General features: G+C 48.0%; 22 protein-coding genes. 14 read left to right on the top strand and 8 right to left on the bottom strand.

Going from position 1 to position 26,355, the window contains the following annotated elements; translation table 11 throughout:
• Window positions 1-6: 6 nt before the first annotated feature.
• On the top strand, window positions 7-645 hold the full coding sequence (gene narL, locus OMP95_RS04325) for a two-component system response regulator NarL (RefSeq protein ID WP_266326321.1): 639 nt from the start codon (window positions 7-9) through the stop codon (window positions 643-645).
• A gap of 58 nt (window positions 646-703) precedes the next feature.
• Here the strand turns inward: narL and OMP95_RS04320 are convergent, their stop codons facing one another.
• Window positions 704-1,045, bottom strand: coding sequence for a cupin domain-containing protein (locus OMP95_RS04320; protein WP_266326319.1), 342 nt, complete (start codon window positions 1,043-1,045; stop codon window positions 704-706).
• Window positions 1,046-1,587: 542 nt separating this feature from the next.
• Between OMP95_RS04320 and OMP95_RS04315 the strand changes: the two genes are divergently transcribed.
• Together OMP95_RS04315 and OMP95_RS04310 are read left to right on the top strand one after the other, a co-directional pair.
• Entirely contained in the window at window positions 1,588-2,766 is a 1,179-nt protein-coding gene (locus OMP95_RS04315; RefSeq protein ID WP_266326317.1) for a trans-sulfuration enzyme family protein, read from the top strand.
• Between the two features lie 93 nt (window positions 2,767-2,859).
• Complete coding sequence (locus OMP95_RS04310; RefSeq protein ID WP_266326315.1) at window positions 2,860-4,983, top strand: molybdopterin-containing oxidoreductase family protein; 2,124 nt, start codon at window positions 2,860-2,862, stop codon at window positions 4,981-4,983.
• A gap of 96 nt (window positions 4,984-5,079) precedes the next feature.
• Here OMP95_RS04310 and OMP95_RS04305 read toward each other — a convergent pair whose 3' ends face one another.
• Window positions 5,080-6,957, bottom strand: a complete 1,878-nt coding sequence (locus tag OMP95_RS04305; protein WP_266326313.1) for a cytochrome c/FTR1 family iron permease — start codon at window positions 6,955-6,957, stop codon at window positions 5,080-5,082.
• A 190-nt stretch (window positions 6,958-7,147) separates the two neighbouring features.
• Between OMP95_RS04305 and OMP95_RS04300 the strand changes: the two genes are divergently transcribed.
• From OMP95_RS04300 to OMP95_RS04270, 7 genes are all read left to right on the top strand, one after another.
• Window positions 7,148-7,678 (top strand): gamma-glutamylcyclotransferase family protein, encoded by a 531-nt coding sequence (locus tag OMP95_RS04300; protein WP_266326311.1) that lies wholly within the window; start codon window positions 7,148-7,150, stop codon window positions 7,676-7,678.
• 71 nt (window positions 7,679-7,749) lie between these two features.
• On the top strand, window positions 7,750-8,370 hold the full coding sequence (locus tag OMP95_RS04295) for a 2OG-Fe(II) oxygenase (RefSeq protein ID WP_266326309.1): 621 nt from the start codon (window positions 7,750-7,752) through the stop codon (window positions 8,368-8,370).
• Between the two features lie 258 nt (window positions 8,371-8,628).
• Window positions 8,629-10,776, top strand: a complete 2,148-nt coding sequence (locus OMP95_RS04290; RefSeq protein ID WP_266326307.1) for an HAD-IIB family hydrolase — start codon at window positions 8,629-8,631, stop codon at window positions 10,774-10,776.
• Between the two features lie 2 nt (window positions 10,777-10,778).
• Entirely contained in the window at window positions 10,779-11,636 is an 858-nt protein-coding gene (locus OMP95_RS04285; protein ID WP_266326305.1) for an HAD-IIB family hydrolase, read from the top strand.
• Window positions 11,633-12,508, top strand: coding sequence for a carbohydrate kinase family protein (locus tag OMP95_RS04280; RefSeq protein ID WP_266326303.1), 876 nt, complete (start codon window positions 11,633-11,635; stop codon window positions 12,506-12,508). The genes OMP95_RS04285 and OMP95_RS04280 overlap by 4 nt, the downstream gene beginning before the upstream one ends.
• A gap of 28 nt (window positions 12,509-12,536) precedes the next feature.
• The gene (locus OMP95_RS04275; RefSeq protein ID WP_266326301.1) at window positions 12,537-14,492 is read left to right on the top strand and encodes an alpha-amylase family glycosyl hydrolase; all 1,956 of its coding nucleotides are present in this window, start codon (window positions 12,537-12,539) and stop codon (window positions 14,490-14,492) included.
• Between the two features lie 227 nt (window positions 14,493-14,719).
• Complete coding sequence (locus tag OMP95_RS04270; RefSeq protein ID WP_266326299.1) at window positions 14,720-15,499, top strand: TIGR01458 family HAD-type hydrolase; 780 nt, start codon at window positions 14,720-14,722, stop codon at window positions 15,497-15,499.
• 58 nt (window positions 15,500-15,557) lie between these two features.
• Here the strand turns inward: OMP95_RS04270 and amrA are convergent, their stop codons facing one another.
• Both amrA and amrB read right to left on the bottom strand, forming a co-directional pair.
• Window positions 15,558-16,109 carry an AmmeMemoRadiSam system protein A gene (gene amrA / locus OMP95_RS04265; protein ID WP_266326297.1) on the bottom strand — a complete coding sequence of 184 codons (552 nt, stop codon included), beginning with the start codon at window positions 16,107-16,109 and terminating at the stop codon, window positions 15,558-15,560.
• 3 nt (window positions 16,110-16,112) lie between these two features.
• The gene (amrB, locus tag OMP95_RS04260; protein WP_266326294.1) at window positions 16,113-16,901 is read right to left on the bottom strand and encodes an AmmeMemoRadiSam system protein B; all 789 of its coding nucleotides are present in this window, start codon (window positions 16,899-16,901) and stop codon (window positions 16,113-16,115) included.
• A 90-nt stretch (window positions 16,902-16,991) separates the two neighbouring features.
• On the opposite strand from amrB, the gene amrS reads away from it, so the two are divergent.
• Genes amrS through OMP95_RS04245 form a run of 3 tightly spaced genes read left to right on the top strand, consistent with a single transcriptional unit; the run spans window position 16,992 to window position 19,159 of the window.
• Complete coding sequence (gene amrS / locus OMP95_RS04255; protein WP_266326292.1) at window positions 16,992-18,098, top strand: AmmeMemoRadiSam system radical SAM enzyme; 1,107 nt, start codon at window positions 16,992-16,994, stop codon at window positions 18,096-18,098.
• Window positions 18,099-18,112: 14 nt separating this feature from the next.
• Window positions 18,113-18,688 (top strand): DUF2726 domain-containing protein, encoded by a 576-nt coding sequence (locus tag OMP95_RS04250; protein ID WP_266326290.1) that lies wholly within the window; start codon window positions 18,113-18,115, stop codon window positions 18,686-18,688.
• Between the two features lie 33 nt (window positions 18,689-18,721).
• Complete coding sequence (locus OMP95_RS04245; protein ID WP_266326288.1) at window positions 18,722-19,159, top strand: helix-turn-helix domain-containing protein; 438 nt, start codon at window positions 18,722-18,724, stop codon at window positions 19,157-19,159.
• Window positions 19,160-19,180: 21 nt separating this feature from the next.
• Here OMP95_RS04245 and OMP95_RS04240 read toward each other — a convergent pair whose 3' ends face one another.
• The 4 genes from OMP95_RS04240 to OMP95_RS04225 all read right to left on the bottom strand — a co-directional run bounded on the left by OMP95_RS04240 (window position 19,181) and on the right by OMP95_RS04225 (window position 25,151).
• Window positions 19,181-19,636 carry a hypothetical protein gene (locus OMP95_RS04240; protein ID WP_266326286.1) on the bottom strand — a complete coding sequence of 152 codons (456 nt, stop codon included), beginning with the start codon at window positions 19,634-19,636 and terminating at the stop codon, window positions 19,181-19,183.
• A gap of 54 nt (window positions 19,637-19,690) precedes the next feature.
• A complete protein-coding gene (locus OMP95_RS04235; protein ID WP_266326284.1) occupies window positions 19,691-20,185 on the bottom strand; it encodes a hypothetical protein in 495 nt (164 codons plus the stop codon).
• Between the two features lie 202 nt (window positions 20,186-20,387).
• Complete coding sequence (locus OMP95_RS04230; protein WP_266326282.1) at window positions 20,388-21,635, bottom strand: EAL domain-containing protein; 1,248 nt, start codon at window positions 21,633-21,635, stop codon at window positions 20,388-20,390.
• 6 nt (window positions 21,636-21,641) lie between these two features.
• On the bottom strand, window positions 21,642-25,151 hold the full coding sequence (locus OMP95_RS04225; RefSeq protein WP_266326280.1) for a PAS domain-containing protein: 3,510 nt from the start codon (window positions 25,149-25,151) through the stop codon (window positions 21,642-21,644).
• A 323-nt stretch (window positions 25,152-25,474) separates the two neighbouring features.
• On the opposite strand from OMP95_RS04225, the gene OMP95_RS04220 reads away from it, so the two are divergent.
• Complete coding sequence (locus tag OMP95_RS04220) at window positions 25,475-26,155, top strand: response regulator transcription factor (protein ID WP_266326278.1); 681 nt, start codon at window positions 25,475-25,477, stop codon at window positions 26,153-26,155.
• Window positions 26,156-26,355 lie beyond the last annotated feature (200 nt).

Here is a 26,355-nt window from a genome sequence, read left to right as displayed (position 1 = left end):
ATTAATATGCAGAACACGATAAAAGTAATGATAGTTGATGATCATCCTTTATTCCGGAAAGGAGTCAGTCAGATTATTTCTGATGATCCTAATTTTGAGGTAGTTGGTGAGGCTGCATCCGGTCAGGAAGGTTTGGAACTGGCCCAACAGCTGTTGCCGGATCTTGTCTTGCTCGATCTTAATATGAAAGGTATGGACGGACTGGAGACACTGCGACGATTTAAAGCGACCGATCTTCAGGCGCGTTATGTCATGTTAACCGTATCAGATGCAGAAGAAGACTTGCTGGCCGCCTTCAAAGCCGGTGCGGATGGTTACTTACTCAAAGATATGGAACCTGAAGACTTGAGAAACCATCTCGTCAAAGCTTCGGTCGGCGTGACGGTGCTGCAGGATTGTTTGACTGAGGTACTCAAAAAAGCGCTGATGGAGCCCGACACCAAAATATCAGTTTCAGATGCCGGCCTGACCGAACGTGAGAACGAGATTCTTAACTGCCTGGCTGAGGGCATGAACAACAAAAACATCGCCCGCAAACTGGGTATCAGTGACACTACAGTCAAGGTTCATATTAAAAACATTTTAAGAAAACTGAACCTGACCAGCCGCCTGGAAGCAGCTGTCTGGAAACATCAGCAGAAATAAAAAAAGCCGGCAATGTCAGATGACGTTACCGGCATTTTTCATGAGCCTGCTTTTTGGATTACAGGGGGTTGCGTTGACCTACAAAGAAGCCAACAGCTTTACTGGGGGTTTCAAAGGTAATGGTCTCGCCGTTAGCAAAGTAAAGTACATCACCAACTTTGGCATTAACTTTCTGCCCAGATTCGTCAGAAATAATGAACTCACCTTCAACGACGATCTTCATTTCTTCGTAATCATAGGTGTAAACCAATGGTTTATCACTTTTGTTGAGGTGGAAAAAACCAGCACACAAGGTTTTATCTTTACTGTCAGATACAACAGTATCGCCCAGAGTAGCATTCACGCCTTCAATGCCCATAGACGGTTGTTCAGCTGCAATGGCTTTTTGAATATATTTCATATCTTACCTCCTTAATTTTTGTGTCATAAGACACTAGCTATTAAATCCATATTTGCGAATAGCAACAATTATTAAGAAGGCTTACTCAAAAAGAGGTAGAAACGACGGTTCGGCTGCCATTGACTTGAATAAGGGACAAGCTTAATTTAGGGGCTGTTAGTCTTTCGTATTCACCACTGCTGGAGGCTGTTTTTGTGTCCGGCAAGGCGGAAAGAGTGTGATGTAGTGAGTGATTGACTTTGACGCTGGGCGCAAAAACAGCCCCAGCCCGCCGGGAGTGTCTGCAAAAGCACTTTTCTGTGTGGCCTACATGGATGTAAGCCAGGGCGTGAGCAGGATGTGGAAGATTTGCTCGTCATTTATCTAGAATGACTACAAAATCGTCCGGCACCTTTTTGAACACAAACTTCATTCCTCCCGGCTTGATTGACATTTTTTCAGACAACAACGGTAGCGAAGACGAAAAGCCTGCAGCCCTGAGAGCCAGGTTAACCTTTTATCGTCGACAGTATTGACGACTCGTCAGCACAAAGGAGTGCAAAATGACTGATTCCAGACAGCAAATGACGCTGGCTGTTCATGCGGGGAACGGCCATGATACGCTCGGGTCGCCGTTCACACCGCTGTATGACACCACCACCTTCCGTTTTGACAATACGGCTTCTTTATTGTCGGTGATTAATGGGGAAAAACCAGGCGCTTTTTATACCCGTTACGGCATGAACCCCACTATCAAGTCGCTGGAACAACGCTTGGCAGCATTAGATGAAGCTGAAGCCGCGCTGGCGTTTTCATCTGGTATGGCGGCTATTTCTTCGCTGTTTCTGGCACATGGCGGGGGTGGCATTATCTGTCTGGGGGAAATTTATGGCGGCACGGCGGAACTTCTGCAAAACCAGTTAACCGGCATCGGTGTTAACAGCCTGTTTCTGCCTGCCGATGATCACTCAGCACTGGAACAGGCGTTGCGGCAGGGGGCGTCACTGGTATTTTTTGAAACGCCGGCCAATCCTACTTTACAGGTGATCGATATTCAGGCTGTTGCAGGTAAGGTTCATCAATACCCGGCGAAAGTCGCGGTCGATAATACCTTCGCTTCGCCGGTTAATCAGAAACCGCTCCAATTGGGCGCGGACTTTTCGGTGCAGAGTGCTACCAAGTTTCTTGGCGGGCACAGCGATTTGACGGCGGGGGTGTTGACCGGCAGTGCGGATGAGCTGACAAAAGTAAATGGCTGGCGCAAAAACCTGGGGCAGATGATTGCCCCTGAAATTGCCCACAAACTGAAACGCAGTCTGATAACGTTGCCGCTGCGTATAGAACGGCATAATTTTAATACGTTGCAAATAGCCCGCTTTCTGCAAGCGCATCCATCGGTCGAGACTGTATTTTATCCCGGCTTGGAAACAGATCCCGGGCATCCGCTTGCCTGCAGACAGATGCAGGGGTTTGGCGGCATGCTCAGTTTCAATGTGAAAGGCGGTACCGTGGCCGCCACAACCGTGATTGATAATTTAAACCTGATCGCTTTGGCACCCAGCCTGGGAGGCGCGGAGACGCTTGCTACACAACCTGTGACCACTTCACACCATGGTATGGCGCCGGAACAGTTACAACAGGCCGGTATCAGCGGCGCAATGATCCGACTGTCGGTGGGGCTGGAATCAGTCGACGATTTGATAAATGACTTGCAACAGGCATTGCAATTGATTGCAGATTGAAGCGCCTGCGTCGGGCAAAATTCCCGGACTCATTTGATGTATAGTCAGAAATAAAACGCTGCATAATCAATAGATAGCGAGGAGAGAGACGATATGGCTAGTGTATTAAAAACAACACATCACGGGGGCTGTCCCCATGACTGTCCCGATACTTGTTCCATGGTGTTTGAAGTTGAAAACGGCAAGCTGACCGGTGTCAAAGGCAATCCTGATCATCCCCTGACCCGTGGCGGTCTTTGCGTCAAACTCAAAGACTACGAAAAACGTCATTATCATCCGGATCGCCTGTTACATCCCATGCGCCGGGTCGGCCCCAAAGGCAGCGGGCAGTTTGAACAAATCAGCTGGGATGAAGCGCTGGATGAAATCACGCTACGCTGGAAAGCCATTATTGCTGAATACGGACCGCAGGCTATCATTCCCTACAGCTATCTGGGTAATCAAGGGCTGGTGCATGGTTTGAACGGCGGCGATGCCTTTTTTAACAAAATGGGCGCGACGGTTTGCGAACGCACTTTCTGTGGTGAAGGTTCCTGTACGGCCTGGTTGCTGACGGTTGGCCCCACTGCCGGAGTTGATCCGGAAAGTTTTATCCACTCCAAATACATTATTATCTGGGGCTGTAATTCGGTCAGCACCAATCTGCATCACTGGCATATTGTAAAAGAAGCGCAAAAGCTTGGCGCCAAAGTGGTGGTGATTGATCCTTATAAATCCAGAACCGCCAAAGAAGCAGACTGGCATATTGCGCCCAAACCCGGTACCGACGGCGCGCTGGCAATGGCGATGGTGCATACCATTATTGCAGAAGGTTTGCAGGATCAGGATTATGTCGATAATTACACCGTAGGTTATGCGGAACTAGCCGAGAGAGCCAAAACCAGAACACCGGAATGGGCCGAAAAAATCACCGGTGTGGCTGCCGAAGATATCCGCAAGCTGGCCCGTGAATTTGCCACCACCCAACCGGCGGCGATTCGTTTAGGTGTGGCGTTGGAGCGTAACTACGGCGGCGGTCAGGCTATTCGCGCCGTGACTTGTCTACCCGCGTTAACCGGTGCCTGGCGGCATGTTGGCGGCGGGGCGTTGCAATTCCCGGTCTGGGAGCATCCATACAAGTTTGATGTTATTTCCCGTCCTGATCTGATTCCTGAAGGCACACGGGTGATTAATGCGATACAGATTGGCCGTGCTTTGAACGGCGAAATGGCACTGGATATCCCGATTAAATCAATGATGTGCTGGAACGCCAACCCGGTCACGCAAGCAGCGGAAACAGACAAAATTGTCGAGGGGCTGATGCGTGAGGATTTGTTCCTGGTTTCTGCCGAGCATTTCCTGTCTGATACGGCGTCTTATGCTGATATCGTGCTGCCAGCCTCTATGGGCGCGGAAATGGAAGACATGATTCTGTCATGGGGCCATCTCTATCTGACATACAATGAAAAATGTGTTGAATCACCCGGGGAAGCGCTCCCCAATAATGAGATTTTCCGCCGTCTTGCCGCCAAAATGGGGTATGAGGAGGAAAATTTCAGATGGTCGGATTCCGAGTGTCTGCAAAACTATGTGAACTGGGATGCACCGGCTTGTGATGGCATTGATCTGGCTTATTTACGCGAGCATGGCTTTGCCCGCTTGAATGTGGGTAGTCGGGATAATCGTGCACCGCATAAGGAAGGTAACTTTCCGACAGCGACGGGTAAATGTCATTTTATAGTCGAAGGCGCGACTAACTTTGTTGCGGCACCGTTTCGCCAGATGTACGAAGGATTTCAGCCGGGTGAAGCATTGGACAGCCTGCCGGACTACGTGCCTTCCCGGGAGACGGCTGAGAATAATCCTGAGCTGGCTGCCAGATATCCGCTTAATATTATTTCACCCAAGAGCCACGGTTTTCTTAATTCCTGTTATGCCAATATGGCGCAGAAAATAAAAGGCCAGGGCGAACAGTTTGTGATGATTAACCCAGCAGATGCTGAACTGCGTAATATCCAGAGTGGTGATAATGTCAGGGTCTTTAATAATCGGGGCGGTTTTGAGGGCGTGGCGCAGATCACGGATGACGTGAACTCCGGAATGGTTGTTGCCACATTAGGGTATTGGCGGCAGCTCAATAAAGGTACGGTGAATTGCGTCAGTTCTGCCGAGTTCGTGGATATGGGGCATGCCCCGACTTTTACCGACAACCTGGTGCAGGTGGCTTTGGCGGGGTAGGCATTTGCCCACTTATTTTCACCAGTAGGATTAAAAAAGCCCGCATTCTGCGGGCTTTTTTATTAGAGGCGATCCCTGTTTTTGAGGCCGCTTCTATTAGCTTTGCTGGGTTGAGTGGCGCTGGCTAAATGGCTTGAAGCCCAGTAACAGCAATAGCGATAGCAGTAGAATCAGCAGCTGAGACAAAATACCTTCCCAGGTGGCATGGATGCCCAGCCAGGATATGTTGATATTGAATGGTAAAGGCGAGATAGCAATCAAGGCGGCTTCCTGTAAAGCGGCTACGGCTTTACCCATCAATACAAACGATAAAGCGAGCATTAAATAGGTGGTGAAAGAGAAAAACTTACCAATAGACAGGCGCATGGAGAATTTAATCATTACCCACGCTACGAAAGCCAGTACGACAACACCTGCAAAGAAACCGGTTGAGATGGACATGAATTGTGAGGGCTGAGCCTGTGTCAGCAGTGATTGATAAAACAGTACGGTTTCAAATACTTCGCGGTAGACGGCGATAAACGCCAGACCGGCAATACCCCACAACGTACCGGTACTCAGATGGCGGTGAATATTGTCTCTGATATAAGCCTGCCAGTGGATCGCATTGGTTTTGCTATGCATCCAGAAACCGACATAAAACAATACGGCCGCGGCAAGTAAAGCAGCTACACCTTCCATGATTTCACGGCTGGCACCACTGATACTGATCAAGTGCTGGGCCATCCACCAGGTGCCAAAACCGGCGGCAATTGCGGCAATCCAGCCACTGTGAACATATTTGACCGCATCACGGCGCTGTGTTTTAACCAATACGGTGAGCAGTGCCATGACTACTAATAAGGCTTCCAGCCCTTCACGCAGCAGGATAATGAAGCTGGCAGTAAACAGCGTTGAGTCAGACAAGGTGTCGGCAGAGAGCATGTTTTGTGCACGATCAAGTTGTGTTATTGCAGTGTCCAGCGTTTGAGCCAGTGTGTCTTGTTGCTGAACCTGTCCGGTCAGTTGCCGAAATTGCATCATCGACTTTTCAATATCTTTACGCAATTGGGAGTCATAAGCATCGAGTGCATTTTCCACCATCTCAAAGCCATCCAGGTAAGCGCTGACGGCCAAAGCCTGTGCCTGCTTGAAATCACCGTTCAAATAACTATGATGCGCTGCGCGCAGCTGTTGTTTCGCCATTTCCAGCGGATTGGTTGTGGTAAATAACGGGGTTGGATTGACCCGTAACTGTTCAAGAAGCTGGCTATCTACGGCAGGAAATTGCTGGGCCAGGGTATTGGGGCTGTTGCTGACAAACTGATGCAGTGTCATAACTGCAGGCACGTTGGCAAGAGCGTCTTTCTGGCCGTCAAAAGCCAGACTGCCGACGTAGAAGGCCAGTGACCAGCGTTGCTGATCACTGAGTTGTGAGAATGCGGTCATTGCCGTGCCTTCAAGACCATTGGTAATAGCATCATACAGGCCGAGCAGAGAACGATTCTCAGCACGTGTTTTATCTGTAAAGTCGGTAGGAGCAGGTTCCAGTGAAGCCGCTAATTCGCCATCGCCTTTGCCTTGCGCGCCGTGGCAGGCGATACAGTTTTGTTGAAATAATACTTGTGTTTGGACGCCAGGTAACAAATTTTCAGAGAGAGTGACTTCAGGTGCAATGGCCATCAGTAAGTTACGTAATTCAACGGTGATGGGCTTGATAACAGCAGGATCCTGTTTTTCCTGAATGGCATTTTCAAGCTTTACAGCAGCAGCGACAGCCGCGGCCCCTCCCTCCAGAGTATGGCTTTTTTCAACTGCGAGACTCGAAAATTCTAGCATTTCCTGATATTCGGCTTCGCTGATGATTTCGCCGTCTTTAACCGCTTCGGTATAATCAACATTGATATATTCAGCTATCTGCATTAATTGGCGCGTATCGCTTTGCGCTTCGTTGGCCTTAACTGGCAGTACAGTCAAAGCGACTATTGTAATCAAGCTGCTCAAAAAAACAGACTTGATGATATTGCCCAATTTAAACACTTTTATGTTGGCTCCGATAACGATACACGATTGACTGAGTGCAATTTTTTGGAAATGAGAATCACTATTATTATAAACGTTAATCACGGGGCTAAATCAATCAATTCTTTGAAGTCATTAAGTTTGTTGTCAGGTCAGATAAGACATGTCATCAACTGATACTAAAACAGCTTCGGAACATATTCTGTATTTTGCCTATGGTTCCAATATGTCGGTACGCAGGTTGCGTGCCAGAGTGCCTTCAGCACAACTCGTCTGCAACGCTGCATTAAGGGGGCACCAATTGTGTTTCCACAAACGCAGTCATGTTGATGGTTCGGCCAAATGTGATGCCTGTGTAACCGGCGACCCGGCAGATACGGTTCAAGGAGTGGTGTTTCGTTTTAAACAGGCTGAAAAACCTTTGCTGGATCAATTGGAAGGATTGGGAAAGGGCTATGAAGTCAAACCGGTGCAGTTACTGAACCGTAACGGGCAGACCGTTTGCGCTTATACCTATATAGCAACGGATATTGACGCTACGCTCAAACCTTTCGACTGGTACAAAATCCATGTTTTGACCGGGGCGCGGGAGAACACGTTACCGGCTGATTATATTGACAGGATTGCAGCTGTTGAGGCGTGGATCGATGCAGATAATGAGCGATGCCGGCGGGAATTGTCGATTTACTTATGACTGGCTGGGCGCTTTCTGGCAATGAAATGACGTGGTAACCTTACCGCTTGTCAATCAATTGTTACTGAACTATGCAAAACGTGCTTAATCTGGATGCGCTGAGCGCATCGCCCGTGAGAACCGATCCGTTTCCATTTTTTACAGTGGATAACGCCATTGATGCGAACGAGATCTCGGCTATCATCAGTGATTTTCCAGCTATCGACGATGGCGGCAGCTACAATATCGATGATGTGGCAATGGGACCGGCTTTCAAGCAGCTGATTGATTCACTGGATACGCCGCAGTTTCGCAAAATAATTTGTGACAAGTTTGATGTCAAAGTCATGGAGTTGCCAATGATGGTGACCTTGCGTGGCTTTTCCCGCAAAAAAGATGGCCGTATCCACACCGATTCTAAAACCAAGGTCGCCACTATTCTGATTTATCTGAATGAACAATGGCCTGCAGCAACCGGCAAACTCAGAATCCTGCGTAACGGCGATGATATGGATGACTATGTGGACGAGATCACGCCGGGGCCGGGCGCATTACTGGCATTCAAGGTCACCGATAACTGCTGGCATGGCTACCCCAGTTTTGAAGGCAAGCGTCAGTCTATTCAGATTAACTTTCTGACCAGCGAGGCGGCCAGCAGTAAACACCGCTTCTTCCATAGACTCAGCGCCAAAGTTAAATCGTTGTTCAAATAACTTTGTAGAGGCTGACAGTCAGCGGCCTCTGTTATAGTAATGTTATGTCCTGACAATAAACGATTTCTGCCGGTATAAGCCTGTCCTGACTCTGATGAAGGAGCCCGGCAGTTTGTCATTTCAACTGTTGTATGCTGTCACAGTGCTGTGATACATCAATACTATATTGCTTCACAAACTTACTGTGACATTCAGAGGAGTGAACCCCAGGGCGGTCTGATAAGGATGTTTATTCAATAACCGGAGAATGATTTTGCTATGAGCGAACAATCGGGGAAGATCTACATCGCCTTGATCAGTGTGCACGGTCTGATACGTGGACAAAATCTTGAACTGGGCCGTGATGCCGATACTGGCGGGCAAACCCTGTATGTACTCGAACTGGCACAGGCTCTGGCTGAATTACCTGAGGTTGCAAAAGTCGATCTTGTAACGCGGCGTGTTGTGGATGATCGGGTTGACCGCGACTATGCCGAGCCGATTGAGCTACTCAGCGACAAACTGCGAATTGTTCGTATTGATGCCGGTCCCGACGTATACATCTACAAAGAGCATTTATGGGAACACCTTGATACTTTTGCCGATAACCTGGCTGACTTTTTCAGACAAAGCGGCCGCTTTCCTGATTTGATTCACAGTCACTATGCCGATGCCGGCCTGGTCGGTGCCCATGTGGCAAGTCTGCTGGGTATCCCTCTGATCCATACCGGTCATTCATTGGGACGGGTCAAGCGCAGAAGGTTGCTCGCCAGTGGTTTGAGTGGTGAGCAGATCGAACAACTTTACAATATGAGCCGGCGGGTGGCAGCCGAGGAAATTACGCTGGCAACGGCGGAACGGGTGATCACCAGCACCCATCAGGAAATTGAAGAACAATACGAAATCTATGATCATTATCAACCTGAGCAAATGCGGGTTATTCCACCGGGCACCAATATCAAGCAGTTTAAGCCACCGACAGGTGATGAGTTACAAAGCGATTTGCATGCCACGTTGACCAAACATCTGACCGACCCGAACAAACCCATTATTATGGCGTTGTCGAGGCCGGATAAACGCAAGAACATCAGTGCGCTGCTTGAGGCCTATGGTGAATCAATACAACTGCAACAATTAGGCAATCTGTTGATAGTGGCCGGTAACCGTGATGATATTGATGATCTGGAAATAGGGGCACAGGAAGTATTCCACGAGCTGCTGGTTGCCATCGATCGTTATGATCTTTACGGTAAAGTGGCTTTACCCAAGCATCACAAACGCGATCAAGTACCACTGATTTACCGTATTGCTGCGGCTTCAGGCGGCGTGTTTGTCAATCCGGCCCTGACTGAACCTTTTGGTCTGACCTTGATTGAAGCCGCAGCTTCCGGTTTACCGATTGTCGCGACTGAAGACGGCGGACCGCGGGACATTATCGGCAACTGCCATAATGGCTACCTGGTTGACCCACTGGAAGCGAAGACGATCACTGATGCTTTGCTGTCATTGCTGACTAACCGGAAACGCTGGCAGGAATTCTCCCGCCAGGGCCTGGAAGGTGTAACCAGGCATTATTCCTGGCAGGCTCATGCCAAACGTTATCTGCAGCTGGTGAAACCGATAATTCACCATTCTGAATTGCTCAACCGCAAACCGGTGGAGCGCATCCATCCGGTTTATGCGGAAGGTGCCATTGTCAGTGATCTGGATTTGAACCTGATTGGCGACGATGTGTCATTGCAGGGTTTGATTATTTTGCTGCGGGAGCATCGTAAAACCACCAAATTTGCTATCGCTACCGGCCGCCGTCTTGATGCGGCTTTACGGCTGATGAAAAAACACAAAATTCCGGAGCCGGATATTCTGATTACCAGCTCCGGTACCGAAATATACTACGCGCCTAAACTGACACCTGACACCGGCTGGGCACAACATATTGATTATCACTGGACACCGCATAAAGTCAGGCAACTGCTGGATGAATATCCGGGCTTGGAGCGGCAGCCAAAAGCAGAGCAAAGCCGTTTTAAACTGAGTTATTACATCGATCCCGAGATTGCCGATGTTGAAGAAATAAAACGACAGCTGCACCGTGAAGAGCAGGCCGTTCATGTGCAGGTCGCATTTGGTCAATATCTGGATATTCTGCCGATCCGGGCATCCAAAGGGATGGCGCTACGCTACGTCGCCGATCGCTGGCAGATACCACTGGAGCATATATTTGTTGCCGGTGGTTCCGGCGCCGACGAAGACATGATGCGTGGCAATACCCTCGCAGCCGTGGTTGCTAATCGTCATCACGAAGAATTGTCTCAGCTGATTGATATCGAGCATATTTACTTCGCCACCAGGCCTTTTGCTGCCGGGATTCTGGAAGCGCTTGAGCATTATCAGTTTTTTAATAAACCCAAACAGCAGAAAGCGTAACAATGCCAGAACAGAAATTACTGTTGTGTACCGATATGGACAGAACCATTATTCCCAATGGATTTCAGCCCGAACCGGCTGATGCACGCAAGCAATTCAACGCTTTTTGCAACCGGCCGGATGTCAAACTCGTTTATGTGACCGGCCGGCATGTGACATTAGTCAAGCAGGCGATTAAAAACTACGCATTGCCCATGCCTGATTATGCGATCACTGATGTCGGCACCAAGATTTACCAAATAGGCAAAGGCAGCTGGCAGCAGATGGTCGAATGGGAGGCCGAGATAGACCAGGACTGGCATGGCAAAACTCATGCTCAACTGAAACAGTTGCTGAAACCGATCAGTGAACTGCGATTGCAGGAAAGCAGCAAACAAAACACGCATAAACTCAGTTATTACCTGCCTTTATATCTTGATAAGGACAGCATCTTTGCCCGTATAGAAGCCTGTCTATCAGATGCTGGGGTGGAAGTCAGCGTGTTATGGAGTATCGATGAACCGAAAAATGTGGGCCTGCTTGACGTGTTGCCTAAGCACGCCACAAAATTACATGCCATAGAGTTTTTACAGAAAAAACTGGACTATGCACTTAATGAGGTGATTTTTGCCGGTGACAGTGGTAATGATCTGCCGGTGCTTACCAGCCGTATTCAGTCAGTGTTGGTTGATAATGCCAGTGCTGAAATCAAACAAGCCGCGGTGGATATCTCCCGGCATAAAGGCCATGCGTCAGCCCTGTATCTTGCCAAAAGCGACGAACAGGACATTAATGGCAATTATTCGGCGGGTGTATTGCAGGGAGTCGCGCATTTTGCGCCGCATTTTTGTCATTCGCATACTGCAGAAGAATCATCATGAAACGTCAACAAACCCTAACTATATTCGGTGAAGCCTTATTCGATTGTTTTGCTAATGGAGAATCGGTTCTGGGAGGGGCCCCATTCAATGTTGCCTGGCATCTGCAGGCCCTGGGAGATCAGCCACAATTCATCAGCCGGGTTGGAAATGATGCGCTGGGTGATGCCATTCTCAGCGAGATGCAGAGCTGGGGCATGACAACCGAAAATGTGCAGCGTGATACAAAACATCCCACCGGCCGCGTTATCGTGAGCCTTGAGAATAATCAACCTCATTATGATATTGCCATCGACAGTGCGTATGACTTTATTGATTACGACGAGCTAAAACAGCCGCCGCAGTCAGGCCTGTTCTACCATGGATCACTGGCGGCCAGAAATCCGGTTTCACACCAGACCTTACAAACACTGACACAGGCGGAAAATCTGGCGATATTTGTTGATGTCAACCTTCGCGCACCCTGGTGGCAGAAAACAGATCTGTGCCGCTGGCTGGAGCAGGCCAGATGGGTGAAATTGAATCAGGATGAATTGGAGTCGCTGGGTTTTCGTTCTGCGGATCTGCATCAGGACATGACGCGTATGCATACCCATTTTCATCTGGATCAGCTTATTGTGACCTGTGGTGAAAAAGGGGCCGTCGTACGCAGTCAGGATGGAGAGTTTCATCAAGTCGCTCCGGCACAAGCAACAACCGTAGTCGACACGGTGGGGGCCGGCGATGCGTTTACCGCTATGTATATTCATGGTTTGATGGCGGGCTGGCCGATAACCTCGACCTTGGAAAAGGCACAGGCTTTTGCCTCGAAAGTAGTCGGCCAACGTGGTGCCATCAGTAAAAACAAGGCCTTTTATCAAGGCTTTTCAGCTTAAAGCCAGAGAACAGACACGAAGGAACTTCATGTACGAGCAGCAAGCGCATACGCTTTTAAATGACATTCTTAATGAGATCGAAGCCGGGATCTCAAAACAGGATCTACGCTATTTCTACACCCGGCTGGGCGCGAATTTTTACGCGATTCATTCCTTGTTTGACCGGTTGTACGGTGACCGCGACGACTTCAAGGAACAGGCACAGCGCCTGGTTGAAACCATGGCCTGGCAGTATATTAACCGGCCGGAAGATCTGCGGCAGCGTGATATTGAGCGTGAAGCCGATCATAACTGGTTTTTAAGCCAGAACTGGGTAGGTATGGCTTTATACAGTCATGGTTTTGCCGGTGATCTGAAAGGCATGGAAGCCCATCTGCACTACTTTCAGGAACTGGGCGTTAATCTGGTTCATATCATGCCCATCATGCGCTGCCCGCGCGGTAGCAGTGACGGCGGATATGCGGTCAGTAACTTTCGTGAAATTGATGAACGGGCCGGTACGCTGGCGGATCTTAATCAGCTTGCCCGTTCCATGCATGAAAGAGATATTCTGCTGACCCTGGATGTGGTGTTGAACCACACTTCAAATGAACATGAATGGGCACAAAAAGCGCGGCAGGGTGATCCGGTGTATCAGGATTATTTTTATACCTTTGAGAATCGTAATGTGCCGGATATGTTTGAGCAGAGCATGCCGGAAGTATTCCCTGAAACTTCACCCGGCAACTTTACATGGGACGAAGATATGGGCCGCTGGGTGATGACGGTCTTTAATGACTACCAGTGGGATTTGAATTATTCCAATCCGGCCGTCTTTATTGAAATGCTGGATGTCATTTTGTTCTGGGCGAATCAGGGCGCTGATATTTTGCGTCTTGATGCGGTGGCATTTTTGTGGAAAAAAATCGGCAGTACCTGTCAGAATGAGCGGGAAGCACATCTGATCCTGCAACTGCTGAAAGACTGCTGCCAGGTGACCGCGCCGAGTGTTCTTTATATCGCCGAGGCGATTGTGGCGCCGGTGGAGGTAGCCAAGTATTTTGGGGAAGACGCTGTTATCGCCAAAGAGTGCGAAATTGCCTATAACGCCACTTTTATGGCCTTGATGTGGGATGCGGTCGCGACCAAGAACACGCAACTTCTCAACCAGGGAATAAAGAGCCTGCCGGTGAAACTGGATCGGGCAACCTGGCTTAACTATATTCGCTGTCATGATGATATTGGTCTGGGGTTTGATGATCGTGATATTGAATTGGTAGGTTATCAACCGGCTCGGCACCGTAAATTTCTTATCGATTATTTCATGGGCCGTTTTGATGAATCTCATGCCCGTGGTCTACCGTTCGGTCAGAATGAGAAAACAGGTGACGCACGTATTTCCGGTTCTCTGGCCTCACTGGTCGGTCTGGAATATGCCTTGGAACAGGGCGATATGGAGGATGTTGAGGATGCCATCAAAATCATTCTGCTGCTGCACAGCCTGATTCTGTCTTTTGGTGGGATTCCGCTGCTTTATTATGGTGATGAACTAGGCACGGTCAATGATGTGTCATTCCTGGAAGACCCACACAAGATGGGCGATTCACGCTGGGTCCACCGTCCTACGATTGATTGGGAAAAAGCCGAACTGCGTAATCAGCCGGGCACACCGGAATATCAAATATTCAGTGCCCTCAAACGTATGATTGCAATACGCAAGGAAATTGACGTGTTTGCCGACTTTAATAATCGTCAATTGCTTGATGGCGGTAATCCACATTTATTTGTTTTTGAGCGTTTCAGTATTTATCAACAGCAGGATCGGGTACTGGTGGTCGCTAATTTCAACGATAAACCGCAGCATCTGAATCTGGACGAACTGGGCAGCTGGGGTGACCCGCAGTATGGCCAGTTGTTTGATTTGTGCAGTGGTCAGCGACCGGATATTTTCAAAAATGCACTGGTGATTCCCCCGTTCAGCTTTTATTGGTTACAGGAGGGGTAATTAACCTGGGACCGATAAACCAAACCCGCGTTTCTGTGAGAGAAGTAGATAGGGATTCCTGCCTAACCGCGTGTTGTTTTCTTAAATAAAGTTCAGGTTGATCAGTGATTAATAACGGCTAATATTCCGAACAAAATGCTGTATTTGGACGGAACCTACCTGATTTGAGTCTCTCCGGGCTTTGGCGCATACTTTAATCGCGCTTTCACAAAAGGGAGGTTTTTGTGATGCTCAAAGCGATTCTTTTTGATATCAGCGGTGTGTTGCATGTTGATAAGCAGCCGCTGCCCGGTGCAGTTGATACCGTCAGCAAGTTGCAACAGAGCGGGGTACCGATGCGGTTTGTCACCAATACCTCACGTTCAACCAGCACTGATATCCTTCACAGTCTGCAGGACATGGGCTTTACGCTGAATCAACGGGATATTTTCACCGCACCGGTTGCAGTGAAACACATCTGCCTGCAACAACAATTACGACCGTATTGCCTGATACATCCCGATTTGGAACCTGAGTTTTCTGAACTGGATCAGAGCAATCCCAATGCGGTTGTGGTTGCCGATGCAGCGGAGCGTTTTGATTATCAGCATCTGAACCGGGCCTTTTCCTTGCTGATGGAGGGCGCACCTCTACTCGGCATAGGGCGTAACCGCTATTTTAAAAGTGCCGGTCAGTTGCAACTGGATGCCGGCCCTTTTATCCAGGCACTGGAGTACGCTGCGGATATTGAAGCCTGTATTCTGGGTAAACCAGCCGCAGGTTTTTTTCACGCTGCCGTATCTTCGCTGGGCTGTCAGCCTGAACAGGTGTTGATGATTGGTGATGATGTTGAGGCCGATGTGCTGGGCGCGTTGGCGGCGGGGCTACAGGCCTGTCTGGTAAGAACCGGAAAATACCTGCCCAAGGACGACCGCAAAGCGGGACCGGCCAATGTGGCTGATTCAGTTGTGGAGGCCGTGGCCGAGCATTTTTATGGCCATCACACCAGTCGGGTTCTGGAACACTGAGTCGGTCATAATTCCAGGTTGTTTCGGTATAAATACGAGCCCTGTTTATTCTGGCGGATTAAAATGATTCGACCTGATAGCGATAACAATGTAATTGGGCTGACCAGTAATCGCTGGCCAGGCCAGCTTTACATTTCAACTCTTGTACAAATCTTTCCGGGTTAGGCAAAGATTCCCACACAGCGGGCAGGAAAGTGGCTCGGTGATCCTTATCTTCGATAATTAAACCATCAATACCCGGACGCAATTGGGCCAGTAAATCCTGTTCGGTGGTACAGGCAATTTCATTGGCAGGTGTCAGAATGGCAATATGAATATCAAGTTCGGGTAATACGGTTTTATCAACAGGCTTAAAGCGGCAGTCACGAAAAGCAGCTGAATAAGCATTTTTGGCGACATCCACGGCCAGCGGCCGATGTGCTTGCAGGGAACCGACGCAACCGCGAAGTGCCCCTGACCGATAGAGCGTTACAAAACAGGCACTGAGTTGTGTGAATGATGGCGGCAGGACACCAAGTTCAACAGGCATGGCTTCATCATATTTGAGGCCGTAGCTTATTGAGTCGCGGGCTATTTTTTTCAGCAAATGGCGTTCGTCTTTTGGTAGCATGATTCAATTAAACAGATAAGCTCCATAGCCGACGACACTGTCTTTTTTACCGGCGGTATCGCCTGAGTTTCTTAAATCGAGCACTTGTCCATGGAGCTGATGACGGCGAGCATAAAGCAGCAGACCGTTGATGCCGACACTGCCACAGGCGTGATAACCATCAATAAGGTGATTATCAAGATTGATAATAGCTTCAGAGGTTTCTGCGTCAATTTCACGGGCAGTGTCGTAATTAAGGTAATGACTGAGGTCAGAACTGACGACGATAAGCGTTTCAGGCCCACCCCAGAGTGATTCCAGTACTTGCGCAACCAGTTGCGGACTGGCATGTCCTGCTACCACAGGCACGATTTTGAAATCGTCCAGTAGATATTGCAAAAACGGCAACTGCACTTCCAGGCTGTGTTCACGGGCGTGCGCGTGTTCCAGAACATGAACACCTTCAATTGACATGATACTGCTGCTGGCATGACGATCAACGGCAACGAGTCCCAACGGTGTTTCAAACCAGTCGGCGCCAGATACCGCCAGACCGTCAAAAGGCACGCGATGTGACGGTCCAATCAGTACCACACGGCTAATCGTGTGTTTGAGTGGCTTGAGATATCGGTAGGCACTGGCCGCAATGGCACCTGAATAAACATAACCGGCATGCGGTACGATTAAGGCCTTGGGTGTAAGTGGTGTTGAACTGACGCTCTTATCAAGCTCGTTTGCAATAATATGGTTAAGCGTATCGGTGTCTGCGGGGTAGAAAAGGCCTGCCACTGCGCTGGGGCGAATGATTTCCATGACAATCCTCCGCTTATCGGCGTAAGATTAGATTAGTATCATCCTTACTGATATTTATTGCAATATCTCCTTATCTGGAGGTGGATTGAAATGAAACCCAAACAACCTGGACACAACGATTTTGGTGAGGTTGTTGCCACCAAATACTGGCATAAACTTGATGATGGCCGGGTGCAATGTGATATTTGTCCGCGCTTTTGTAAATTGCACCCCGGACAACGCGGGCTATGTTTTGTGCGGGGAAATCGGGATGGTGCTATTGTGCTGACCACCTGGGGCCGTTCCAGTGGTTTTGTCATTGACCCGATCGAGAAAAAGCCACTTAATCACTTTTTGCCGGGTACGCCTGTGCTGTCATTCGGTACGGCGGGTTGTAACCTGGCCTGCAAGTTCTGCCAGAACTGGGACATCAGCAAATCACGAGAGCTGGATACCTTGATGGCTGCAGCAACACCTGAAAAGATAGCAGTTAAAGCAGAACAATTAGGCTGTCGCAGTGTGGCTTTCACCTATAATGATCCGGTTATCTTTCATGAATACGCGATAGATGTAGCGCAAGCCTGTCATGAGCGGGATATCAAAGCCGTGGCAGTTACAGCAGGTTATGTCTGTCCTGAGCCCCGCGCAGAATTTTATCGATATATGGATGCCGCCAATGTCGATCTGAAAGCTTTCACTGAAAAGTTTTATCATAAGATAACCGGTTCGCATTTGCAGCCTGTGCTGGAAACGCTGGAATATCTTAAGCACGAAACCGATGTCTGGTTCGAAATCACAAACCTGATTATTCCGGACGAAAATGACTCGGAAGCTGAAATTAATGAAATGTGTCAGTGGGTAATGGCACATCTGGGCCCCGATGTGCCGATGCATTTTTCCGTGTTTCATCCCGACTGGAAAATGATGGACAAACCGTCTACCCCCTGCGCAACCGTACAAAAAGCGCGACAAATTGCACTGGATAACGGAATTCATTACGCCTACGTGGGTAATATGCACGACAAACAGGCTGATAGTACCTGGTGCCACCATTGTGGCGAGCTACTTATCGGCCGAGACTGGTATCAATTATCTGAATGGCAACTGGACGAGCAGGGCAGATGTTTAAATTGTGGCACGCCTTGTGTCGGTATCTTTGAACCACTGCCCGGCAACTGGGGGCCAAGACGTCAGCCTGTAAATATGGCAACCGCTTGATTAAGAGGAAGAACATGCAGACTTTGGCATTAACACTTATTTTTTTACTACTGGCTTTGTGGTGGTTAATCAGAGCGACACGTAAATCCAATCCATTAAATATCCCGTTTGAACGTCAAACTGCGCTTTTCAATATTGCCGAGCGCGCTTTTAAAACCAAACTGCATAGTGCGGTATCCAACGAATATGATATTTACGCAAAAGTACGGCTTGCTGATTTAATAAAAATCAGTGGCAAACAAAAGCAGGCAGTTATTCTGAAGGCGAAGCAGCAGATCGAATCAGTTTGTGTCGACTTTGTGTTGATAGATAAACTGAACTCATCGCCACGTTGTGTAGTGCAACTGAGTGGCACGGCAGCTCAGACTGAACGGCAAAAAATCATTTCTCAGGCCTGTCGGAGCGCTAAACTGTCACTGATCGACTTTGATATTAGCAAAGAGTTGTCGACGGAGATAATTAGCAAAAAAATCGGCGTGCTGCTGGAACCTACCATTGTGATGGAACAGGATAATGAACCCGATATCAGAATTTATATTGAGCCTGCCAATTCTGCCGGGGCGGACGAACGGCAGGTACAAATTTCATAAACAAACGTCAGTTCAATCTTCAGGGAGAAATGAATGGCAACACAGACAAGTACCAGCCAGGCAAGGAAGACATTGCTGGCGCCAAAAGAAGTCACCATCTGTAAACAAATAGCCGCGGGCAATAATAAATACAGCCAGCGGGCTGCGGCATTACTCGCCATTCATGCCGGCGCAACACACGCTCAGGCTGCATTAGAGACTGGCTTATCTATCGGACAAGTCAAATATTGTGTTACGCGTTTTCACCAATTAAAACTGGCTTGCTTCCCGGAAAGCGCCACTGCCCAACCAGAGCAACCAGAAGCAGAGGCTAAAACCATTGTAAGTAAGCCCAAGCCTGAAAAAACCAAGAAAAAAGATAAGCAAAAAGCTAAAGATAAAAGCAAGGACAAGAAGAAAGACAAAGATAAAAAGAAAGATAAGAACAAGAAAAAAGCCAAGAAAGATAAAAAAGGCAAGAAGAAAAAGTAGTAAGCAATAAAAAACAGCGCGTTATTTACAGGCTCGGGAGGGGGGGAAGAGCGCTATCGCAACACCGGCCAAGATACGCATATCGATATCGGTTTGCTTACCATTCATATTTTCTATGAACGGCAAGCCGATAGAGACAAAGCCGCTGAAATCACCGGCGGAGACCCTCAAGCCGGGGACCAGCAGGATAGTGGTACCACCGGAATTATCCTCCGAGTGTGAGCCGATTTTATTTTTACGCCGCGTTTCGCCGTTGAACTCAAGCACTGCATCCCAGTTGGTGTCGGTATGGGGATTTCCAGCATGGCTATGGTGTGTATGTCCATTAAGCCGGTAGGTCACCGCCAGGTTATAAGTCAGGCTGTCGCCGATTTCGGTGGATTGCGTACCTTCTGTTTTTTTATTCATTAACACATTGGCGTGATAACCGAATTTATCCTGGTTATAGCTGTACGCCGCCCGAGCAGGTAATCCCAAGAGCCGGAGCCGGGTTGAAACTCCGTTTCGAAACGTTGACCGTTGGCATCTTTTTCATGTTTCGCCGGTGGGTGTTTTGATACCGAATAACAGTGCTGCGTCTTGTGAAGTCTGTCCAAACAGGCGGTATTGTCCAAACAGCAACACATCGCCCCATCCTGATGAATCACCGTGTTCGTGGGCTTCTGCTTCACCATCTTCAATTTCACTTTCACGGATATTGTCGCGTTCGATATAGGGCAGTCTGGCGCTTAAGGTCAGATCGTCCGTAACGCCATATGCGGCTGAGAATGAGGTGTTACGAATGCGATCGATATTATGCACACCTTCAAGGCCTTGCTCGGCAAAGCGTTCCAGTTTTTGGTGACTGAAAGCATCATTTTCGATGATCTCAGTTCTGATGCCGACGCTCCAACTGCCATGAGGCATAGTGGTGGCGCTAATTGTACTGATAGGTCCCGCTCCTTCATTGCCAAAGGCAACGGCGGGATGGTCGGCCCAGACTTGTACGCTGACAAAAATAAGCGGTATGGCAAAAAGTTTTTTCATGGATACTCTTATCAGGTGTTCAACTGTGCAAACAGCGTAGCCTTCGTATGCTGACTTTCAGCGTGTATTTGATAGCGGACTGTGTCAACAAGTGCCGGATTATTATTTTTTCTAATACCTGACCAGGGGATGTTGCTGGTCTTGGCTGTTTCAGTACGAAGCCTTAATTCGCGAGCTGTTTTATTCTGAGAAACGCTAACAGTCAGATCAGTGTTGAGTTAGTGCATGTCAACGCTTCAGCGGTTTTCAGTAATTCATCAGCTGGCATTGGGTAAGAAATAAAATAACCTTGGGCCTGATTACAACCTAATGATTTCAAAATAATCAGCGTTTCTTCGTCTTCGACGCCTTCCGCAGTGATTTGTAAGCCCAGATCGTTACCCAGATCAATAATAAACTTGATAACCGACAACGATTCTTTATCAGTCTTTGCTGTCATGACAAAGGACTTATCGATCTTGATTTCCGAAAAAGGCAGCCTGATCAGCTGCACTACCGAAGAATAGCCGATCCCGAAATCGTCAATAGCTAACTGAAAGCCTTGCATCCGCAATCGGGTCAGCATCTTGAGGGATGTGATCGGGTCGTTCATTGCGCTGCTTTCGGTTAATTCCAGCACGACTTGTCGGGTAGGGATGTTATGTTTTGTGCACAAAGATAGTATGTTAGTCGCGAATGCCTGGTCATCGAGTGCTTTGGCAGAGATGTTTATAGAAATAGTGATAGTCTCTGCCAGCTTTGGATCGGTGCGCCTTGCGATATCTAGATAACGAGTGAAATCGGTGAACGATGTTTCAATAACATGATAAGTCAAAGGCTGTATCAGATTCAGTTGCTCGGCAATGCTGATGAACTCATCCGGATAAATGAGCCCTTCTTCCGGGTGTGTCCACCTGGCCAGAACTTCAAAGCCGGCTAACTTTCCGGAGTCACAGTCGATCTTGGGTTGGAAAAAAGCAATGAGCTGTTTTTTTTCAATCGCTTCTGCGAGAGAATGGAACGTGACAGGCGGGCGTTGTTCGCTTTCCAGGAGTAAATTTTTAGCTAAGTCTGCTTGTTTGTCGGCATAGAGCAGGCATTTGAGTTGTAATGTTGCAAAGGGTTTGGGCAGTACACCTGCAACATCCAACCCCTGCTCAAGTGCACTGCGTTGCGCGGCGCTGAGAATACGGCTTCCGACACCACTGGTAATAATGATTCTGGATTTGCAGTTACGCATTGATAACCTGGACAGGACTTCAACACCATCCATATCAGGCATGATCAGGTCAATGACAATAAAGGCCGGTTTCCAGTCAGTCATTCGCGCCCAGAACTCGTCTGGCGTCGTGGTGATGTGAGTATCATAACCTGCTCTTATTGCAATATTCGATATAAGCTTGGCTACATTGATGTCATCTTCGAGAATGAGCAGCCGGTTAGTGTCTATCGGGTGCGTTGTGTTCATCATGATCGATTAATCCAGTACCTGTCTCACCGCGGCGGCCAGCTTTTGACGCTTGTAGGGCTTGGCCAGCAGTTGAAAGCCGGACTTTTTCCGGTATTTTTCAACGACAGCGTTATCGGTGTAACCGGAGGTGAATAAAACTTTCAAGTCATCAGCTGTTTTTTTTGCCTCCTCAGCAAGTTCGATACCATTCATTCCCCCGGGCAGAATAATATCAGTGAATAACAAGTCAGGATGGTGCGTTTCGAGCAGTTTGAGTGCATCTTTGGCATTATCGGTTTCAACCACGATATACCCCAGTTTGGTCAACTGTTGGCGAGCATAACGTCTGACCAAATCGTCATCCTCGACAAGCAGAATAGTTTCACGTCCTTGCATAGCGATTGCATCATCGACCAGCTTTTTATTTTTATGGTGGTTGCCTTTGAAGCTTGGCAGATAAATATCTACACGAGTGCCTTGGCCGGGAGTAGAGTTGATTTCGATGTGGCCACCTGATTGTTTGACAAAGCCATATACCATGGCCAGGCCCAGGCCGGTGCCTTTGCCTTTGGGTTTAGTGGTGAAGAAGGGTTCAAAAACCCACCGCAGATTGTCTGCCGAGATCCCCGCACCATTGTCGCAAACACTGAGCATGATGTACTTACCATAAACGACATCCCGATTTACGGCAAAATCCTTGCCTAAGGTGGTGTTTTGAGTTGATATCTTGAGTACACCGCCATTTTTCATTGCATCTCTGGCATTAAGCAGCAGATTGAGAAGGGCATTTTCAAGCTGTCCCGGATCGACTTTGGCAAACGAGAGTTCGGGATTCAGATCATGTTCGAAATGAATCGGCTCGCCGATAGTCCGCAGCAGCAATGGTTTCATATTTCTGATCAGTGTATTGATGTCGACCTTCTGCGGTTTCAGTGATTGCTTGCGGGCAAATGAGAGCAGACTTTGAGTCAGTTCAGCCCCTCTTCTGGCTGCTTCGACAATCATCTGTGCCATTTCATTTACCTGATCGCCGCTGGTCGTTTCTTCAATGATCATTTCGGCATTGCCAAGCATGACGGTGAGGATATTGTTGAAGTCATGGGCGACACCGCCCGTAAGCTGACCGATAGACTCAAGTCGCTGAGATTGAAGTAACTTTTCCTCCAGGACCATGCGTTCGGTCACATCCGTCATACCGCCGACCATCCGGACAGCGTTATTGCCGGCATCCCGTATCAGATAGGCACGGTCTAAAACATGGGCATAACCACCATCTTTACGCAGGTAACGATATGAGACAGACCATTTGGTTTCAGTGGAGGCAATAAAAGCTTCGATGTCGTCGCTAATCTTTTTTCTATCCTCAGGATGCATTAACTCCTTCCATTGCGATAAGGAGGGCTGGAGTTCATTTGCTTTGTAGCCGAATAATGATTCAAAGCCGTTGCTGCGCCAGACGGTGTTAGTGGTTAAATTCCAATCCCAGATAGCATCACTGGATGCCTTGAGTAAAAGCTCAAACCGTTCTTCATTTTCTTCAATGGTTTGTTCAGCGGCTTTTTGGGCCGTAATGTCGGTCATATAACCATCCAGCAGGATGTGCCCATCACCTGATTTATGGCTGAGAGCTTTTCCCTGTTCACAGACCCATCTTATGGAGCCATCTGCATGAATTATTCTGTATTCAACCTGGAAGCTCCGGTTTTCCTTAACAGCCTGGTTTATTTCACTTTTTATCCGGGACTGGTCGTCCTGATGAATTAACTCTGCAAAGCTTATAACGCTGTTATGAATCAGGTCTTGTGCATCATAGCCGGTCACCTCTTTGACTGCTTGACTTAAAAACAGCATTGTCCAGTGTTTGTCCGCTATACCTCTGTAGGCTATACCAGGCAGATTGGTGAAAAGATGAGCAATCACTTCCTGCGCTTCAGCGTGCTTTTTTTCTGCCCGGATACGTTCGCTGATGTTTTCACAGATTCCAATTAACCTGATGGGTTTGCCCTGGGAGTTTTTCTGGGCGGTGACGCTCATCCGCACCCAGACGATTTTTTTATGATTGCCGATGAATCTTTTTTCAATTATGAAACTGTCACGTTCACCGGCAATAACCGTTTTCAGCAGAGATTGGTTTTTTTTCCAGTCTGCTGGATGGGTGAGCGACTTTATGTCCTTTTGTTTCAGTTCAGACTCGGTGTAACCGAGCAGTTGGCGGTAGGCATGGTTGAATTCCAGATGCTTGCCGTCCAGATCTGTGATCGCGATGCCAGTCGCAGAATCATTGAATATGTGCCGGAATCGGCCCTCACTGGACATGAGGGCTTGATGGTTGTGATGTTTTTCGATTGTGATGGTGTAGAGATGGCAAATTCGCCTGATAATGTTTTCTTCTTCAGGTGAAGGGGAGCTGCTGTTCGGATAATAGATTGTCAGAACGGCTATGAGTTCTTGTTGTGCGGTCATAATCGGGAAGGAGTGGCTTTGCCGGTATGGCCAGTCATGCCTGCCTTGATATAAGTCAGCCCATACAGGGTCTGTGGGCATATCTCGAATGATTACCGTCGGTGCGTTTGGGGGGCCGGGATTGGTATGGCCGAGCAGATCTGATATTGAAATAGACTTGATGAGATCGCTGAGTTCGGCGGGTATGCTCGGCGCATAGAAAGCTTCAACTTTGTCATGGGCGCGATCAATGAGGTGAATACTGGTTGCAACATCGTAGATGACTTCTTTGATGCCGTTTGCAATGGCGTTGATGACGTCATCCAGAGGGCTCTGCGAGAGTAACTCCTGAAAGACGATATTTTCCAGTTGAACCAGGGCCTCCATTTTTTTACGCGCTGTCACATCCATAACAATACCCAGCCTGTGCTGAGCTGAATGTCCGTTACCAGAAATATTTCTGCCTCGTTCATATAACCATCGTATTTCTTGATTGTCGGCACGCCGAATCCGGTATTCAAGTTCAAACAGTTCATTATCAGCGGTACCGTTTTGATACTGTTTAAAAATCTTGTTCCGGTCATCCGGTAGAACTAACTGATAAAACTCGTCCAATTTTTCAGAAAACTGGCTGGGCAGGACACCAAGCATGCGGCAAGTTTCATCAGACCAATAAAGTCTGTTTTCAGCCAAATCCGTTTCCCAACTGCCGATATGGGTAATCAGCTTTGCTTCATTGAAGAAATTGGAGAGGTTCTCTGTTTGCTTTCTGGTCTTCCATAATTCGGATATGTCGACTAATGTTCCTGTCAAAGCGGTTACCAGCCCTATTTGATTGACGAGTGGGCTGATGGTCTGCCTGATTACTCTTTTTTCGTGATCAGGCAGGATGACAGTGTATTCTATGATAGCAGGCTTGTTGCCCGTTGCGACGTTTTGGAGTGCGTGCTGAACCCTATCACGATCCTTGACAGCGATCAGGTTCATAAACTGCTTAAAATCGAGATTGACCGGCTCAAATTCCCAGCCGAGGGCACTGAGAAGTTCTTCTGTGATATAGAACTCATCTGAAACTAGATTTAGCTTCCAGTGCATTGATTCATAACTCCGTCTTGAGGTTCGTGGAATTAGTTCTCACTTGGATAATTTGAAAATTCAATAGATTGTGATCATGTGATGAAAATGAGCCGGACAACATAATAGATGATTGAGCGAGAATAAGTGATGTTTTGAAAAAACAATCAGGGAGCAGCGGTATGGTATGTTCAGTATAGCCCGCTTTGCAATGCGCTAAGATTGTTTAAACTGCTAATGCTTGGGATCTTATCTCCATTCACCTTGTTACAAACTTACATATCCTTACAAAGGTTGGGGGACACTATTGCATTAAGTAGAATCACGTTTTTTCGGAGATATAAATGAAAGTATTGATACTCGACGATGATGAAGGTGTTAGCCAGCTGGTTGAAAGAGTCGTTGAAAAGATGGGGTTTATGCCAATCAGGTCAGAAACGATCAATCAGGCCAGTCAGCTGGTTGGCCAGGCAGACATCGCCATCGTGGACATCAATCTGCCGGATGGGAGCGGCTATGATTTTGCCAAGAAACTCAGAGATGACAATTACGATATCGGCATTATCATTCTGACCGTAAGAGACTCTACCGAAGACAAAGTACGCGGCTATATTGAAGGCGCAGATATCTATCTGGGCAAGCCATTCAGTCCTTCCGAACTTACCGCCATCTTGTATTCACTTTCCCGGCGTTTTAGCGGGGAACATCATAGTCCTCCTATGTGGCAACTCAATAGCCATGGTCGGTTCCTGCTCACGCCGGAGGCTCACAAAGCTGAACTGACGGAGAGAGAAACTGCTTTTCTTGAATTGTTGTTTAATAGTGAAAGAAATTTGCTCTCCAAGCGCCGGTTTGTAGAGCACCAAGGGTATCGCTGGATTGAATATGACAACAGGCGTTTGGATACCTTTATCAGCAGGATGAAAAAGCGCATTAAGGAGCAGACCGGCAGGGAATTGCCTCTGAAAGCGGATCGGAGTGGCAACTATTACTTTGTCAGCTCATGTGAACTAATTAATCAGTAAAACCTTTTCCTCGAATAAACCGAACCTTTGAAGAGTTTCGCCGGGAATGATCTGGCTACCCCATCCAGTTCAGTACTGTCCACGCCAGACAGAATAAGTGTCGTATTGTTTGTGTCAAGTTCGTCGACGAAATAATTTTCTAATGCGTGTGAACACTGCAGATCAATCTCAACATGGCTGACAAACCCACACCTTAACAT

Source organism: Methylophaga sp. OBS4, from assembly GCF_026319305.1.
Lineage (GTDB): Bacteria > Pseudomonadota > Gammaproteobacteria > Nitrosococcales > Methylophagaceae > Methylophaga.
Note: the sequence above shows the minus strand (reverse complement) of the source record. Positions and strands in the feature narration are given on the sequence as shown.